Annotated in this window: 15 protein-coding genes and 1 rRNA gene; 4 read left to right on the top strand and 12 right to left on the bottom strand. The window is 39.4% G+C overall.

Features of this window, described 5'->3' with window-relative positions; genetic code table 11:
- The 3 genes from AC58VC_RS35315 to AC58VC_RS35305 all read right to left on the bottom strand — a co-directional run.
- Positions 1-71, bottom strand: a 16S ribosomal RNA gene (locus AC58VC_RS35315); the annotation flags it as partial.
- Positions 72-1,260: 1,189 nt separating this feature from the next.
- Positions 1,261-1,602 carry a hypothetical protein gene (locus AC58VC_RS35310; protein WP_497376203.1) on the bottom strand — a complete coding sequence of 114 codons (342 nt, stop codon included), beginning with the start codon at positions 1,600-1,602 and terminating at the stop codon, positions 1,261-1,263.
- A gap of 561 nt (positions 1,603-2,163) precedes the next feature.
- Complete coding sequence (locus AC58VC_RS35305) at positions 2,164-4,191, bottom strand: TnsD family Tn7-like transposition protein (protein ID WP_497376202.1); 2,028 nt, start codon at positions 4,189-4,191, stop codon at positions 2,164-2,166.
- A gap of 199 nt (positions 4,192-4,390) precedes the next feature.
- Between AC58VC_RS35305 and AC58VC_RS35300 the strand changes: the two genes are divergently transcribed.
- Positions 4,391-4,741: a helix-turn-helix domain-containing protein gene (locus tag AC58VC_RS35300; protein WP_497376201.1), complete on the top strand. Its 351-nt coding sequence runs from the start codon at positions 4,391-4,393 to the stop codon at positions 4,739-4,741.
- A 60-nt stretch (positions 4,742-4,801) separates the two neighbouring features.
- On the opposite strand, the gene AC58VC_RS35295 is transcribed toward AC58VC_RS35300, so the two are convergent.
- The 4 genes from AC58VC_RS35295 to AC58VC_RS35280 are packed head-to-tail and all read right to left on the bottom strand — an operon-like array spanning position 4,802 to position 10,439.
- Positions 4,802-5,773, bottom strand: a complete 972-nt coding sequence (locus AC58VC_RS35295) for a TnsD family Tn7-like transposition protein (protein WP_497376200.1) — start codon at positions 5,771-5,773, stop codon at positions 4,802-4,804.
- Positions 5,774-5,785: 12 nt separating this feature from the next.
- Positions 5,786-7,498: an ATP-binding protein gene (locus AC58VC_RS35290; protein ID WP_497376199.1), complete on the bottom strand. Its 1,713-nt coding sequence runs from the start codon at positions 7,496-7,498 to the stop codon at positions 5,786-5,788.
- Positions 7,495-9,630: a TnsB C-terminal domain-containing protein gene (locus AC58VC_RS35285; protein WP_497376198.1), complete on the bottom strand. Its 2,136-nt coding sequence runs from the start codon at positions 9,628-9,630 to the stop codon at positions 7,495-7,497. The genes AC58VC_RS35290 and AC58VC_RS35285 overlap by 4 nt, the downstream gene beginning before the upstream one ends.
- Positions 9,627-10,439: a TnsA endonuclease C-terminal domain-containing protein gene (locus AC58VC_RS35280; RefSeq protein ID WP_497376197.1), complete on the bottom strand. Its 813-nt coding sequence runs from the start codon at positions 10,437-10,439 to the stop codon at positions 9,627-9,629. The genes AC58VC_RS35285 and AC58VC_RS35280 overlap by 4 nt, the downstream gene beginning before the upstream one ends.
- Before the next feature lie 320 nt (positions 10,440-10,759).
- On the opposite strand from AC58VC_RS35280, the gene AC58VC_RS35275 reads away from it, so the two are divergent.
- The 3 genes from AC58VC_RS35275 to clpP are packed head-to-tail and all read left to right on the top strand — an operon-like array spanning position 10,760 to position 12,287.
- Positions 10,760-11,344 carry an ArsR/SmtB family transcription factor gene (locus AC58VC_RS35275; RefSeq protein WP_497376196.1) on the top strand — a complete coding sequence of 195 codons (585 nt, stop codon included), beginning with the start codon at positions 10,760-10,762 and terminating at the stop codon, positions 11,342-11,344.
- A 14-nt stretch (positions 11,345-11,358) separates the two neighbouring features.
- Entirely contained in the window at positions 11,359-11,667 is a 309-nt protein-coding gene (locus AC58VC_RS35270) for a hypothetical protein (protein WP_497376195.1), read from the top strand.
- 38 nt (positions 11,668-11,705) lie between these two features.
- The gene (clpP, locus tag AC58VC_RS35265) at positions 11,706-12,287 is read left to right on the top strand and encodes an ATP-dependent Clp endopeptidase proteolytic subunit ClpP (RefSeq protein WP_497376194.1); all 582 of its coding nucleotides are present in this window, start codon (positions 11,706-11,708) and stop codon (positions 12,285-12,287) included.
- Between the two features lie 325 nt (positions 12,288-12,612).
- On the opposite strand, the gene AC58VC_RS35260 is transcribed toward clpP, so the two are convergent.
- Genes AC58VC_RS35260 through AC58VC_RS35240 form a run of 5 tightly spaced genes read right to left on the bottom strand, consistent with a single transcriptional unit; the run spans position 12,613 to position 15,083 of the window.
- Positions 12,613-13,797 carry a M24 family metallopeptidase gene (locus AC58VC_RS35260; protein WP_497376193.1) on the bottom strand — a complete coding sequence of 395 codons (1,185 nt, stop codon included), beginning with the start codon at positions 13,795-13,797 and terminating at the stop codon, positions 12,613-12,615.
- 53 nt (positions 13,798-13,850) lie between these two features.
- Entirely contained in the window at positions 13,851-14,333 is a 483-nt protein-coding gene (locus tag AC58VC_RS35255) for a hypothetical protein (protein WP_497376192.1), read from the bottom strand.
- Between the two features lie 16 nt (positions 14,334-14,349).
- Positions 14,350-14,775 carry a hypothetical protein gene (locus tag AC58VC_RS35250; protein WP_497376191.1) on the bottom strand — a complete coding sequence of 142 codons (426 nt, stop codon included), beginning with the start codon at positions 14,773-14,775 and terminating at the stop codon, positions 14,350-14,352.
- Positions 14,772-14,918, bottom strand: coding sequence for a hypothetical protein (locus tag AC58VC_RS35245; RefSeq protein ID WP_497376190.1), 147 nt, complete (start codon positions 14,916-14,918; stop codon positions 14,772-14,774). Before AC58VC_RS35245 ends, AC58VC_RS35250 begins: the two co-directional genes overlap by 4 nt.
- Before the next feature lie 15 nt (positions 14,919-14,933).
- Positions 14,934-15,083: a hypothetical protein gene (locus tag AC58VC_RS35240; protein WP_164819826.1), complete on the bottom strand. Its 150-nt coding sequence runs from the start codon at positions 15,081-15,083 to the stop codon at positions 14,934-14,936.
- Positions 15,084-15,099 lie beyond the last annotated feature (16 nt).

The following is a 15,099-nucleotide window of genomic DNA, read 5'->3' as shown; positions in this document are numbered from 1 at the left end:
CTCCGCTCGACTTGCATGTATTAGGCACGCCGCCAGCGTTCGTCCTGAGCCAGGATCAAACTCTCCATAATAGAAAAGCTTAATTGTACTCATTGACTTGCTAGCGAGATTTTACAATCTCATTTATAGTCGATTTCTCGACTGTGCTTACTCACTCGTTGTTCAGTTTTCAAAGATCAATTTCTTTCGTTCACCGCCACGTTACCGAAGCAGCGAGAACTACCAAACTAACTTTTCTATCACTACTTGTTACTATCAAGTGACTTTAACCAGTCAGTCTTGCGACCGGATTGATAATATACCATGCATTATGACTGAAATGCAATGTTTTATTTTCCCAATAAAAATATATGTTTACTCTTGCTTACTCTTTGAATTGCATCCTCTTTTCTAAATTAAATCTTTTTCTACGATGATAGAAAAAAAAAGTAATTACACTTGTTAGAGCAGATGAAATTTGAAACAGATAAAGAGATTGGAATAATAAACATCAAGTTGAAGAAATGCTGTCCGTTATTTCCATAAATAGCCGTAGACGAGCAATTTTGCCGACTGCTACAATGTCAGCATTTAACTAACGTTTCCTGTTTAATCACTTCGTGTAATGCTATTTTTTATTGATCTTATAAATATGATTAAACAGTACGTTGTATATCTTCAACGGCATCTCGCTGCGAGAGTCATCTCTTCAATCTCGGGTTCTTTCATACCCCAGTAGGTTTTTTCCAAAGTCAAATGAGGATGAAAGTGTTCCAATTCTAAATAACGTTTGATAAGTTCAGCAGGCGATGACGCTACCTTTTCCACCAATCACTTGTGCAAATCATAAATATCTTTCGATTAAACGCTAAGGAATGTAACGGAAGTTCCAAACGTTGCTGGTTCTGATAGAGACAACTGGAAGCTGTGAACCGGTGAACAAGTTTCTCCCACATTTTCAAGCCAGTTTCTATCTTCTGTAAGTCCACCTTGCACTTTGACAGTGATGTGAGGCTTCAGAAAAAAAAGCCTGATTCCTCAGGCATTTACATTTTAAATTATGAAGTCACTTTTGTTTCATTGGACATTGAGTCACCTCAACTCTGTTATTCGTTCGCATTGCTGCAACCAAGTAACTGCCTAACAAATTGAACACAGATCTACAATGAATCTCTCTTCAACATCTCTGGCAACATAATATGCCTTGCCTTGACTAAAATCGTTCACTGACTGGGTTTGCATGCCCTTGTCAGATATCCACGATATACTCAATAACTCCCCCTACATTAACTGCTCTATTTTCCATTCCATTGTTCTCATGTATTCAAACATTTGAGAAAGTGTTTTCTGAGTTACAAAACCTGGTACCGTACTCTTTTCAACTTCAATAACTTTGACAAAGATATCACTTTTCCACACAATGTCAATGCACCTTTTATTTTGATATTTAATAATTAAGGATAAAACCATTTCCCAACAATCTAATTGCTTATGTAATTGATTAAGTTTATAGTAATGATCGCAATTATTTGTAAAGGGATAATCATGGTACTTTTTATTCCTGGTGATATTTGCTTTAATCTTAAGAATATTTCCTTGAACTTCTTTAATCAATTCTTCCATAACTTTAACGTTCTCCTAGTGTCCATATATTGCTGAGGAAAATGTTCTACGGGACTTGTATAGACGTCTATTTCTTAAGTAGTCTTTCTTATATATTATTAATAATCTGTGATATGTTTGAAGCTCACTCTCTGATAGACTAGACTTAATGTTCAACAAATTCGCCTGAACTACAATAACGTTACTTTCATCCTTTATATAAAAAATCTTATCTTCTCGTTCTTTAAAATAATAGACCGAAACCTCCCACTTACGCTTCAATGCTTTAGTAAACCATTCATCTTTAATAAAAAAACTTCCTGAGTAGAATTTATTCCGAAACAAAATACCCTGTGGAGTTACTAGTGCTCTTCCCTTCAACATAATTCATTCCTCCCATTTTATTTAATAGATTCCTATTAATAGTTTGACCAAATATAAGAATTTAATACTTATATACAATATAAAATAATACTTTAAAACACATAGTTATATTAAACCAAAAAATGACCTTAAAGGGAGTCTCCATGGACTTTCTCCTCTTAAGGTCATTACTAATAAATACAGTTATTGATAAATATACTACAACTCTTTCTTCATAACTTCTTCAATAATTCGTTCAATTTTGTTTTTCAATTCTGAGCCACAATTTCGGAACAATTTATTACAACTACAAAGACTACTAAATGTAACGTGTCTATAACCGCTATTTAATAAACGTTTGACTAATGAAGGTGTTTTTCTTAGTAGATATGCTTCATTTGTTTCTTCATATTCTTTCAGCACTTGCTCACATTTGGGGAGTTTGCCTTTATTTAAATACACAGATATGCGATTTCTATCTAGTTTATTCAATGTGTTTATTATTACATACTTTTTAATTCTTTTAACTGGATTCAGTTCGTAAAGTTTTTCTGCAGCTATTCTAATTAAATCGCTTAATTCCATATCTAGATTAATATAATTCAAAGATTTTCTTATAACTTTATTTTTTTGAGAAGGTAAGTTACTCTCCATCCATTCCCTATCGTTTAGTAAAAGCCATCTATATTCATTAAATGCTTTTGATTCGATATGGCTTCTAGGAACATCACCTAGTTCATGTATCACAATTAATATCTTAGCACGATTTTCAAGTCGTCTAGAGGTGAGTTCTTTATTTTCAGTAGTATCATTTATTTCTTTTCCAATGATTTCTTTTAATTTAGTCAGGTACGTTCCGTCACCGATATGATTTTTTAAATTCCGCACCAATACTTCAAGCTCATTGATTTTACTTTCAATTAGAGTTCCATCACATTGTAAATAATTCTGATTACCAAATAACCATAGTAAATATTTTCTTGCTGACCTTGAATCAATAATCTCTCTTAGTTGGGTTATGCTTTTTTTCTGAAGACAGTACTCTAATAGCTTAATAATTGTTACTGGCCCTACTGATACGATCGCTCTTTTGTCACTTACCTGATCACGATCACTTGTTCTCCAAAGACGAGAGTACATAAACCCACACTCAGGACAAATAAATTCTCCCGAGATTCTTCCCGAAGTAGTCCCTTCTAGTGTGAATTTATTAATTATTGTTTCATTATGGAAATCACAATGCTTGTTAAAACATTGCCATGGTCCATGCCCAAATGGTAATTTTACAGTCCAATAAATGCCATCCTCAATAAATTTATTTACTCCATTAGCTAAGAAATACATTAACAATATATAAAAGACTATATGGATTCCCATTTTAGATACGATTTCATTATTTAATCGATTACGCTTATTAAAATCATGTAATAAAATCCCCATTTTTTTTAGCTCTGTCTCTCCAAAATGATTAAAGAAATCATTAATTAGTTTTTCTCGTTGAATTACTGCGTTTTGAATACTTAGATAACCTTTACTCCCAAGATGATTTATGAATTTAGTTTTAATACTTTCTAAATCTAATGATGATCTATTTAAATTTAGTTCATATATTAATTTAACTACTAACAGTTGAAGTTTACTATTTTCATAACTAAATTCGTTTTGTTCAATATGATGACCATTAACACAATACGGGCTAATTGACTGGTAGTTGGAGCCTGATAGCGGTATATTACATATTAAACAATTACTAATTAATCTACTATTATGTTCTGTACAATTGTAAATAAATGCTAATTGGTGACTCCTATGAATATAACATTCACCATACTTATTAAAATCAAGTTGCATACATTTTGGGCAGTACTTAATTTTTTCAGATATAAATCCAGATAAAGATTTCGCAATCAGTCTATTGTTGTGTCCTTGATGGAAATTAGAGTAATTAGCTTCCTTTTTAATGTATACAATCTTTTCATTTGGATTAAAAGATCTCACGAGCCCATACCATGTATGATTAAACAAAAAATCCTCTATAGTTAAGGGGTAATCTATAGGTAACTTACCGAAGAGAAAGTCTAAATTTTTAGGAAGAATACCAATTAAGTCAGTTTTAATATTAAATAGTTCTTCCATCGTCAGAATTATATCTTCATTAGTCGATCTAATATGATATCGGTAAACTACACTTCTATAATCTTCATCATCTCTTAATGGTGGAAATTGTATCAATGTATTACCTAGCACTAAAATGCCCCCCAAATAAAATGATGCTTTATTTACTTGTACTATTAAAAACACTCTCAATATTAGTTTGGAAATAATTTAGAGTCTATATACAAAGAGTCGAAATGTAATACTTTAAAGCATATAATAATTAATACTTTAATACCCATTACGCCATGTCTTTTCCTTATCTACACTTTTAATAGAGGTGGATAAGATTATGTCAACTATACTTTATCGTTTAGGTGAAAAGATAAGAGATTTAAGAAAGCTAAAGGGCCTTTCTCAAGAAGAACTTGGTGAAAAATCAGGGTTCCATTTCACTTACATTGGTGGACTTGAAAGAGGTGAACGTAATATTTCATTGGTGAATCTCGAAAAAGTTGCTCAGAGCTTATCAATTAATGTTTATGAATTGTTACAGGCAGCCCAAAACATTGAATATACTCCCATCTCCTCTACTCGTGAAGCTGCTACAAAAGAAATATCATCAATTTTAAACACACTAGAGGACAAGGAAATTATTATGTTACAGAATATTATTAAGGAAATAACTCGGGTTTATAAGTAAAAGGAAAAAAAATCCAACAACATTAAACTAGTGTAATGTTGTTGGATTCTTTTTCTTTATTTATGCAGCATTAAAACCTTTATGGAAATTCTCATCCTGCTTTAACCATGAAGCTAATTTACTCATCGAACCAAATAAAAACCGAATTAATAGTAGGTGTTGAATGGGATGAAATACGGCTTGCTTCTTAAGATAAATGGTCGTAAGCCAATCTCCATTCTTATCTAATTGACAGCCTAATCGAGCAAGAAAGGACTCTGGATATTTTTTTTGCATTTCCCCCCGTAATCTCATTAAATTAACCCTTCTATTTTTCCCACCATAACCTAGTTGTCTTAAGCCTAATGCGTATATCTCACTCCAATTATACAATTGTACATCAAGATGAAAGATAAAACTAACATCATGAGCTAACCCATTCATTAGTTCAATATGCTCGTCTCGAGAACTACTTATTGTAACAATCTTTGTTAAATCGTGCCCATTTTCACAATATCGATTTAGCCGTGTTAAATACCCCTTTTTAGGTTTGAATTGTACCAAACATACAGGACACTGAGAATCTAATGGTAGATGATGGATTAAGCAACTATGTATTCCTGGCAAATGGTGTGATCTATGCCAAAAGGGCACACCAAACTTCTCATCATCATGTATTAAACACATTCGGCAATATTTTAGGGAGGTTATTCTTAAATCATTCTTTATTCCCAGAATATGATTAGCGTAGTTTTTACCCTCTCCATGGAACATCTTGTATAAATGATCAAGCCTTTCCTTATCAAGAAAAGGCACAAATAGAGGGAAAATCGTTTGCTCTCTGATTATTTGGTCAACCTTAATGCTAGAATTCATTTGGGCCACAAAGTAATCTAACCCTTTCGGGTATGCGGGATCAAGCACCATGTGGGGTTTTCCAAACAAATCATTAAGAGTATGCATTACATCTTCATTCCCACTTTCATTGTGATACCTTGCACAGCAGCTGTAGAAGAGTTCGTCCGGTAACATCATTGGAAATGACACAATCACCTTGTCTCCCCCTCATAAAGCAATAAATTCTGTTGGTATTTTAATGACACCAGTTTTAGATAATGATTCTTCCACAGAAAGTCCTTTGATTGCCCCATTATTCACAATAAACCTAAGATCTGAATCACTCATTAAGGGATTTACCTTTTTAATTTTTGCGAGTTTCGGCAGCGTACTCATACTTCCTTTTTCCTTATCTGATTTGGTTTGCTCTTGTTTCAATATTAGATCAGCTAATTGTTGATACATCGAGCTAACATCTCCCATTCCACTACTAGCATCATATACTGTTCTTGAAAGTATCTCAGCCCTTTCAATGTCAACCAACTTGCTTGCAAATTGTATGAGATTTGCTAAAATTTCTTCCCTTTCCTTCGACTGAATCAACCTTTCATGCTCTTCCGCTAATTCACCATGAACATAAACTCTATGGTTGACTTCTTTTAAATACTCGTGAAATTCTGTCCAATCGGGCTTTACATCCTCATACTCAACTAGAGCTGCTGTATCACCTCTCCTTATTCTCTCAAACAAGGGTTGTACCAGCCTCAGACTGTTATTTGCAACGGCATGAATTAAGCCAGGGGTAATAACTTCTGAGCCTCCTTGTAGAATGGCTTGGCATTGAACGTGCATAAATAATTTTACGGTTATATCCGCAATCCCCATGCTATGGTAATACATGACTTTCTTAAATTCTTCGGTAAGTTTTGTCTTCGTTAGTGTATATTGTAAATCCCATAAGGCTGTGATTAGTTGTTCCCACTCATCACTATCTTCTATCATGCGATCTGTGATGTTTTCGGTGAAAGTGTCAGGAATACCACGTCTAGAATTAGCTAATGATTTATTGAACAAGTAGAGCGACTTGAACGTTCCCATAATAATAATGGGTACTCCAATTGTATTTGTAAGCTCTGTAATGAATTCAATCATCCTATCGTCGCCACCTGAATGCGCCTTATGAACCCTATTAATTTCATCAATGACTAATACACCCAAGTTAATTAGATTTGCGACTTTAACCATTCTATTAATTAACTTCTCAATCGTGCCCGCCTTTTCACCAAACCTCTCGTAATAATCAGTGCCTATTATTTTATCAACTTCCCTGTAAAAATTACGGCATAGAGCCCCAAGTGATTTATTGCTTGGACATTCAACGTGTATCCATACTACCTGTGTTCTTTTAAGTGGTTTCCCATTGTAGGATGTATGATGTATAACTTGCGGAAAAAGCTCCAGTAGTTTCTTCTGAGCAATCGTTTTACCGATACCACTCAGCCCAATCTCGGCATACATTTCAGCAGTATGGCAGACCCCTGCAATATTTTTGCCTTCATCATCAACGCCATGTTCAAATATTTCTTCTATCCCAACCGCATACTGTCTATTATATTCCGGGGACAACGGGTTCCTTGATTGATAACCAATCTTTATCATGTTATACAGTTGCCGATATTTGGAAAATTGAGATGCTAGAGGCAACCAGAAACTTTTGCCGATCTGTTGCACTAACGCTAGCCGATCCTCGATGTCAACCTGAGATATATCTCCTTTAAAGGCAGGTTTACTAAACAACTTAATATACAAGTCTTTTTGATTAAGGCGATTGGGTAATGCCTCAATATGAGGGTTCCCTTGATTCTCCGGGATAACCTGCTCATTATATGTCGCTTTGCAATGGCGACCACTTATTATTATTAAATTTGGATTCGCATTCATGTACCACTCATCTCCTCATTCATACTTCTTAGAAAATCATTAATGTTACTGTTTAGCTTAACCTTTTTCACCTCAACGTTTTGTAGAACTTGTGACTCATGATAGTCGTTTCCTTTAGCAACTGCGGTCAAAGCTGATTGTGCGCTTCTTTTCATAGCTTCATCGACTCGTTTCGCACGCTTATTAGTTTTTTTCTCTGCTTTGCTCTTACCTACATTTTCAGCTTTGGTCAATTTGACATCCTCTTTTATGACATAAGAAGAAATAGCATTAAACTCTGCCTTTGTTTGTTTGTTCGAATTTGATTTATTTTTATATTGCTCATTTCTAAATTCAAAGATTGCTTTAACATCTTCGAAGCATATATTTTCATATTCTTGATATTTAGGAGTTAATCTACAATAAATAAGTGACGCATCTTGTAACTGAACAATGATTTGGCTACAGTTTCTTGAGTCAAAAGCGATAGTAACATTGGATTTCCCCTCGATACTCTCACTATCAAACCAACCCTTCTCCTCGCCAATTTCACAACTATAGCAAAGTTTTTTAAATTCAATTCCGAATCTAGTTACTCTTGCAGTCTCTTTAGGTAACAATGCATAGTGAATGGTTGAAGTGGGTCTTTCATGCAGAAGCATTCTCTTTTTTCCCCATTCCCACAACCCATTTGGTGTCAGTTCTACATTCTCTTTAAACATCTCGGGAGTAACTAGAAAATCCCTAGGTAGTGACATTTTGTTGAAAGCAAGAATATGTTCAATCATAATTCGATTAAAAGTGTCAAAAGTTATTGCTGCTGTGTCAGAGGGATCAGGGTCACCTGGATCTCTTTTCTCCTTTGTAATTGCACCTGACTTGCCAAGAATTCGTTTGATCATATCATTTTTAAATCGAAAGTGTTGCTCAACTACTGCCTTCAATTCAGGCCGATATGACGGTGTATTGGCTACTCTTATTCCTAAAGTAACAATCCCATTTGGATACTTACTTTTCATTTCCCCTCTGTCTGCAACGATCTCTCTTGGTAGATTAGCCGCGGGCCAATCCTCTTCATTTATATCTATATTAAATCTTTTACAATATTCAACTTTATTAGCTGATGCGTTTTCTAATGCCATCATAGCACCTTCTATCCATGATGCATGTTTGAGACTAGAAGAGTAGCCAACTACTTTACGCGTAAATACATCTTTAACGATAAAGGTTGTCGGTCTTCCAATAGTAGTCCTGCCATTAATAGCAACAACATCAACATCCGACGGTGTAGAATCTATTTGATACAACGCCCCAGGTCCTTCCACATAAACTGAATTACTATTTAAGAGTGCTCTAAAGTCTTTTTCTGCGTTTCTTCGGCCAACTTTGTGTGCTTTTCTCGTTTTAAACGGATACTCTTTTTTGTACCAGTAGCTAAACTGCCTCTCTGTGGGCGCTTCACTCTCAACGATATTCGGTACGAGGACGCCTCTTAACCTATATCCAGGTTTTTTATAGTAATTCTCAAGTAACTGTTGGTGTGCATCACGAATATTTAATCTACCATCAATAATATATTTCTTCACAGCCTCCTGAAAATTAGAAATATCACTCTCAGTGATCTGATAAATATTAGGCCCCTTTCTTCCAGGTCTTTTGTTATACTCTCTATCCTCACCTTCTAAACCACACTCATGATAATTATTTATGAGGCCATTCATATTTTTTCCGTAAAACCAATATTTTTTTAAAGCATCATATATTACGTTCTCTTTAATATTAAATTTATCCATTACTTTTTTTATCAATTGCCATCTTACTTTTCTATAGTAAATCTCCGGCTCCATTTGCACGACTTCTCTAATAATTTCCCATTTAGAGTCCCTACTCTCAACATGTTTAGATAAGTACTCTTCTGTAGGATATAAGATTTGTTGGTCAGGCTCATAATCAAGTTTTAATGCTTTTTTTTGTTGGATGTCGCTGACTAACTGCTGTGTATCCATAATGAACGGGAACCCCATTTGATTTGAGTTAGTCGCGTTCACTACAACAATTTTAGACCTATCTTCGGAACTCCAAAGGACTCTTACAATAAGGTCATTGGTGCCATTCAAACTAGAAAGATGATATACAGAACCCTCTAAAATCATTTGTTTCCTCCTGTTATAATTAATGGTTTTGACATTCTAATTTGTTGATTCATCATGTCCGTGTGCCATCGCTTATTAGCTAATTGGTGTTTTAAAATAAACATGCACGATCCTGGCTCTAGTCCAAATTGTTTATCAGCTTGCTGACATAGCTTTTGAATAGTGTTTTGACCGTTATTTTTTATGAGTAAATGTAGGAATGGCTCTGAGATATGATCGATCACTTCTATGTCTAACCCTTGTCTGCTTTCCAAAAATTTACCTTCATACATCCACTCTACGTTCTTTACTAGATTCATAGGCATATGTGTAGAAAGAATAATACCCCAATTGATGTCTTGCTCTTCAAAAAAGGTTTTTTCTATTTGGAAGAGCTCGAGTGTCCTCGGTGTTAAATCACTAGGAATTTTTACTGTTCTAACAACATCTTCTAATCCTTTCTCTGTCTCAATTGTGATATTAAAGTCAGTCGTTGCAATAACAGGCTCATTATCTAGATGTGCATGCTTAATATTCAATTGTTCTGCAATCTCAATGCTTCGCTTAATTGGGGTAAGAGGGTATTGTTCTCTTATATCGACAACAGCATTCGACCAGCATAGGACCATAAGATAGCGGCATTCTCCCTTTGAAAGGGTATGGTGTATTCTACCAGTTTTCCATCCTAACTCCCTAATAAGATATCCATCAGAAGGTGTTTTATTATCACTTGCTTGTATGAAAGGCTTATAATCCTTTCCATATCCTTGACCTCTACCGTCCTTAAGTTTATTCATCTGAGTCTTACGTATAGCACTGCCTCTATTCATGATTTTCTCCCCCTAAAATAAAATATGCGTTCACCCAATGGAGTGAACGCACTAGCTGGCAAAGGACAAATGTCCTATACATCTTGGTACTATACAATCTAGCCAAAATGATTCTTATCTATACTTCAGAACTTTATTTGTTACTTCAAAACTTTATTTGTCACTTCAAAACTATGTTTGTTACTTCAAAACTTTATTGTCTACTTCAAAACTTATTTGTCACCCAACATCATCATTTTTAACCGCCCATTGACTTTCCCGCTCCCACGTAATAAAATATTTTTACGTAACATATTCATTGTACTGGAGGCATCCTCTCCATGCTAAACGATATTCAAGACAGGTATTACATCGAGTCCCCCGAGCAAGCTACAGTATTGCTTAACCCCATCCGTGGGGAGATTATCGCGCAGCTTCTGGAGCCTGGCTCTGCAGCTGAAGTGGCTCGAACGCTTGGTGAGACCGCGCAGCGGATCAACTATCACTTGAAAGCTTTGGAAAAAGCGGGTTTAGTGCAGCGAGTCGGCACGCGTCAAGTACGCAATCTGGTCGAGGTGCTGTACAGATCCATTGCCAAAACTTTCGTGCTAGCTGATTGTTTGAGCATGAAGCCCGAAACTGTGCAAAAGCTGAAGGATCAGAGTTCGCTCGCCCATCTAGTCACAACTTCAGAGAGAATAAGGCGTGACGCCATGCTGCTCATGGAGCAATCTGAGGTTGGGGAAGAAATCCCCAGTGCTACGCTGCAGCTGCAAGTTCATTTGTCCAATGAGCAGCAGCGACAGGCCTTCATTGAGGAATATGCTGCCATGGTACAGCAGTTAGTGGAACGCTACGCTGCCGGCAAAGACGAGAATGAAGCCTATCAAGTATTATTAGCCGTGTATCCGAAACCGAAAGAATGAGGAGGACGCCTGCGATGAGTCAAAGTCAAGAACATGAACAAGTGAAAAATTCAAAAGAGGAACAGAAGAATACGGTGCCAGGATCACCTGTTATCACATGGGAGCAGCCTATAGAGCGCGTAGTTCCTAACAAATCAGACAGCCAAGTGATCTCCATCGACGATTATCGTCGCCAGAGCTTATCTGAGTCAGAAGCTACCTTCACTGTCCGTGAATTCCATTCTCAGAGCGAGGAACCTGTTCGTCTTCTCATTATTTCCTCTGGTTTTGGCCAGAAACAGCCTGTTTACCGCCACACCGTACAAAGCAGAGCCGCATCTTAACAGGATAAGCTACTCTCAAAATAGAAAGGATGAATCCTATGAGCTTCATACCTATGGTTGTTGAACAAAGCGCGCGCGGAGAGCGCTCTTACGATATTTATTCCCGTTTGCTGAAAGACAGAATTATCTTCTTAGGAACAGAAGTGAATGATCAAGTAGCCAATGCGATTATTGCCCAGCTATTGTTCCTTTCCGCTGAAGATCCAGAGAAAGATATTTCACTCTACATTAACTCCCCCGGCGGTTCAACATCGGCCGGATTGGCTATCTATGATACGATGAACTTCATCAAACCTGATGTATCTACCATTTGTGTGGGAATGGCGGCTTCCATGGGCGCGACTCTACTGTCGTCCGGTGCACCAGGCAAACGTTTTGCCCTTCCAAACGCTGAGGTCATGATCCACCAACCTTGGGGCGGCGCCCAAGGGCAGGCTAGCGACATTCATATTCGCGCTCAGCATATTCTCAAAACACGCCGCACACTCAACCGTATTCTCTCAGAAACAACGAAACAGCCGATTGAGAAAATCGAGCTGGATACGGACCGCGATTACTTTTTGGATGCCGCGGATGCGAAAGCGTATGGCCTGATTGACAAAGTCATCGAGAAGATCTAACTTCGCGACCAAGAACGCTTAGGTTCATAGGAAACTATAGTCCGTTATTTCCGCTGCGAACAGCCATTTGTCAAAGCAAAGGGAACTGTGATCCGCTATTTTCACGGTTTTAAGCGAGATGATGCCATCACGGGGCAAATAAGGCCCTGTAGTTCTGCAAGGACCTGAAATTAGCCGATATCGCTCAAATAACGCACTGTAGTTCCCTCACGCACTTGAATCATACGGATTATGTGATAGATCGACAAAAACAAGAGGCTGTCTCAAAGGTAGAAAATTCTACTTTCGGGACAGCCTCTTCGTGCTATATGGTTACTTTAAAAACCTAGACTCGGATAATACCTTCCCTCGAAATCGTCAACTTCTCCCAGCCACTGTCCGTGATCAGATACGTGTCCTCAACACCGACCACTCCGCGTCCGGGGAAAGTGAACTTCGGCTCGATCGCGATGACCATGCCAGGCGTCAGCGGGTATTTGAAACCTTTGGCGAGAACCGGAAGTTCGTCGATCTCGAGCCCGATGCCATGACCAAGGAACTTCACTTGGTCAGCGCCGTACCCCATGAAGTGGGCGCTCAGCCCCGATTCCTGCACTTGATCCAGCGCGAGCAGATACAGATGCTCGGCAATCATGCCCGGCTGCAGCTTAGCCTCCGTGGCGCGGAGCACCTGCTCCGCCACGTCGTAAGCCTGCTGCAGCTCAGGGTCCAAATCGCCGATCACGAGCGTACGCGTCTGATCGATCAAATACCCGTCGACCATGCAGCCAATGTCGACGAGGATCGGTTCGCCGCGCACAAGCAGCGCGCGGCCTGAGCTTTGCGGGCTGGACGGGTGTAGCCCCGTGCCCCCGGCCGGCCCGTCAAAATAGGTGGGCACCGCTGCCGCCGCGCCTGTCGCGACCATTCCGGTGATTAACTCGGAATTGTACGCGCGCATGCGCATCAGCCCTTGGTGCCCGCGCAGCCGGAGCTGATGCTCGATGAGCGCCATCAGCTCAAACTCCGCCATCCCCTCACGAATGTGGGGGATGACCGCTTCCAGCGCCGCGTCGACAACGCGCGCCGCCCCCCGAATCGCCGCGACTTCGTCCGGCGATTTGATCATTCGCTGCTCGCGCACGAGCAGCGAGCCATCCTCCCAGGCCGCGCCGGGCAGCGCCGCCTGGAGCTTCACATACAGCTGGACGGGTAACACGTCCAGCTCAGTCGCAATCCGCAGCGGCGCATCCGCCGCGGATCCGCTCGCGCAGCGCGCGCGAAGACGCTCAGCCAGCGTCTTCCAAGATCCCAGCGCTTCCACGTCCGCTGACGCTTCCTCCTCCGCGCGGACCAAACTGCGGCGAACGAGGTACAACGCCTCGCCCTCCGCCGGGATGAACAAATACCCCGTCTGCATCGAGCCGCAGTAATAATATATATCCACATGATGGGTGACCAGGAAGCCGGACCATCCTCGTTTGATCATCTCACCCTGAAGCCACTGCTGCCTTTGCTGGAAAATCGTCATTCGTACCTCTCCTCACAACACCAAGAATGTACACCTCATCTGCTATTATACATTCAAAATACCATTTCTGCCGAACACTTAATCCTCCAGGTAATCGGCTGCAAAACCGTATACGTTCTCGGGAACGCCAAACGAATGAACATAATTACCCCAGGTCGATCCAGCGTTACCGAGTAACCATAGGCGGAGTTCGTATAGGTGTAAGGAAACGCCTCTCCTTCGTTAACGATCTTAAATAGTTCCACCACCACCTCGTCTTGTAAAAAAGTATCCGGCAGCGGATGATTAGCCACATCGAGTCTTAGATTTGCCTGTAAGTATTGCAGTGCCACAGTCTTTGCCCTGCTCTCATCTATGGCATGGATGCCCTCAGCCAGTTTCGCTTGATCACTTTGCTGAGCAGCCGCAAGCACCGCACGGTTAAGCGCATGCTTCCCATGAAAAAGCGTGTGCATAGCAAGCTCTTCATCCGTTTGCAGCGCATACATCGACATAAACACAACACTCATCAGCGCCATCAAAAGCAGCTTATACACAACATCCCCTCAACCTTCAAGGCACATACTCACTCATCTTCATGCCGCTGGCCCCCATACGGTCAGTTTCTGCAGGGACAGTTATCCCTACCAATTGATCAATAACAAAAAGTCGATGATATGGGTAAGTTAGCTTCAAACGCAGCCCCGCTCCCCGCCAAACAGGAGCACTCGCATTCGTTCCCCCCGTCCCTGTTGTGGTTTCGACCGTGTAGATGAGATCCCCTGGCATAAATCCCCTTTCCTCCATACGAGCCCTGGACTCTTGAATCATCATGCTATCTATGTAACCGTGCCTGCCATTAGCGCCAATTTCCAGCAAATAATCAACCTCTTTTTGCATAACAGCTTGCCGAACGATAACAACATGCTTATACACGGGAGCGAACATGAACCAACAAAGCATAGTCACAAGTAAAACGAACACCAATAGCTGCTTCATGGATCAATCCGTTCTATCGTTCCATTAATTCTGGCACCGCCGTTGCTCACCTGTTTACGCGTTCCTGTACTTCCTCCAACGACATTGTTATAAATAACAATCACAACCATAATTAACATTACTGTCACCAAAATCGACCTCACAGCCTGCCTCCTATATTAAGGCCTCAATGCCGTAATGTCCGTATTCGCCTGTGTGCCATGCGTTGAAATATTGCGCCTTAATCCTGTCGAACCATCATTAACAATCGATGTAAAAAGGAAAGCAACCACAATCAGCATCATAACGGTAACTAAAATATTTCTCATAACGCACCCCGCTCCT

Source organism: Paenibacillus sp. J22R67 (assembly GCF_059692175.1).
Note: the sequence above shows the minus strand (reverse complement) of the source record. Positions and strands in the feature narration are given on the sequence as shown.

Bases quoted from the DNA above. Each gene is read 5' to 3' on its own strand.
- AC58VC_RS35310 (WP_497376203.1), bottom strand. From the start codon at position 1,602: ATGGAAGAATTGATTAAAGAAGTTCAAGGAAATATTCTTAAGATTAAA.
- AC58VC_RS35300 (WP_497376201.1), top strand. From the start codon at position 4,391: ATGTCAACTATACTTTATCGTTTAGGTGAAAAGATAAGAGATTTAAGA.
- AC58VC_RS35290 (WP_497376199.1), bottom strand. From the start codon at position 7,498: ATGAATGCGAATCCAAATTTAATAATAATAAGTGGTCGCCATTGCAAA.
- AC58VC_RS35285 (WP_497376198.1), bottom strand. From the start codon at position 9,630: ATGATTTTAGAGGGTTCTGTATATCATCTTTCTAGTTTGAATGGCACC.
- AC58VC_RS35280 (WP_497376197.1), bottom strand. From the start codon at position 10,439: ATGAATAGAGGCAGTGCTATACGTAAGACTCAGATGAATAAACTTAAG.
- AC58VC_RS35275 (WP_497376196.1), top strand. From the start codon at position 10,760: ATGCTAAACGATATTCAAGACAGGTATTACATCGAGTCCCCCGAGCAA.
- AC58VC_RS35270 (WP_497376195.1), top strand. From the start codon at position 11,359: ATGAGTCAAAGTCAAGAACATGAACAAGTGAAAAATTCAAAAGAGGAA.
- clpP (WP_497376194.1), top strand. From the start codon at position 11,706: ATGAGCTTCATACCTATGGTTGTTGAACAAAGCGCGCGCGGAGAGCGC.
- AC58VC_RS35260 (WP_497376193.1), bottom strand. From the start codon at position 13,797: ATGACGATTTTCCAGCAAAGGCAGCAGTGGCTTCAGGGTGAGATGATC.
- AC58VC_RS35250 (WP_497376191.1), bottom strand. From the start codon at position 14,775: ATGAAGCAGCTATTGGTGTTCGTTTTACTTGTGACTATGCTTTGTTGG.
- AC58VC_RS35240 (WP_164819826.1), bottom strand. From the start codon at position 15,083: ATGAGAAATATTTTAGTTACCGTTATGATGCTGATTGTGGTTGCTTTC.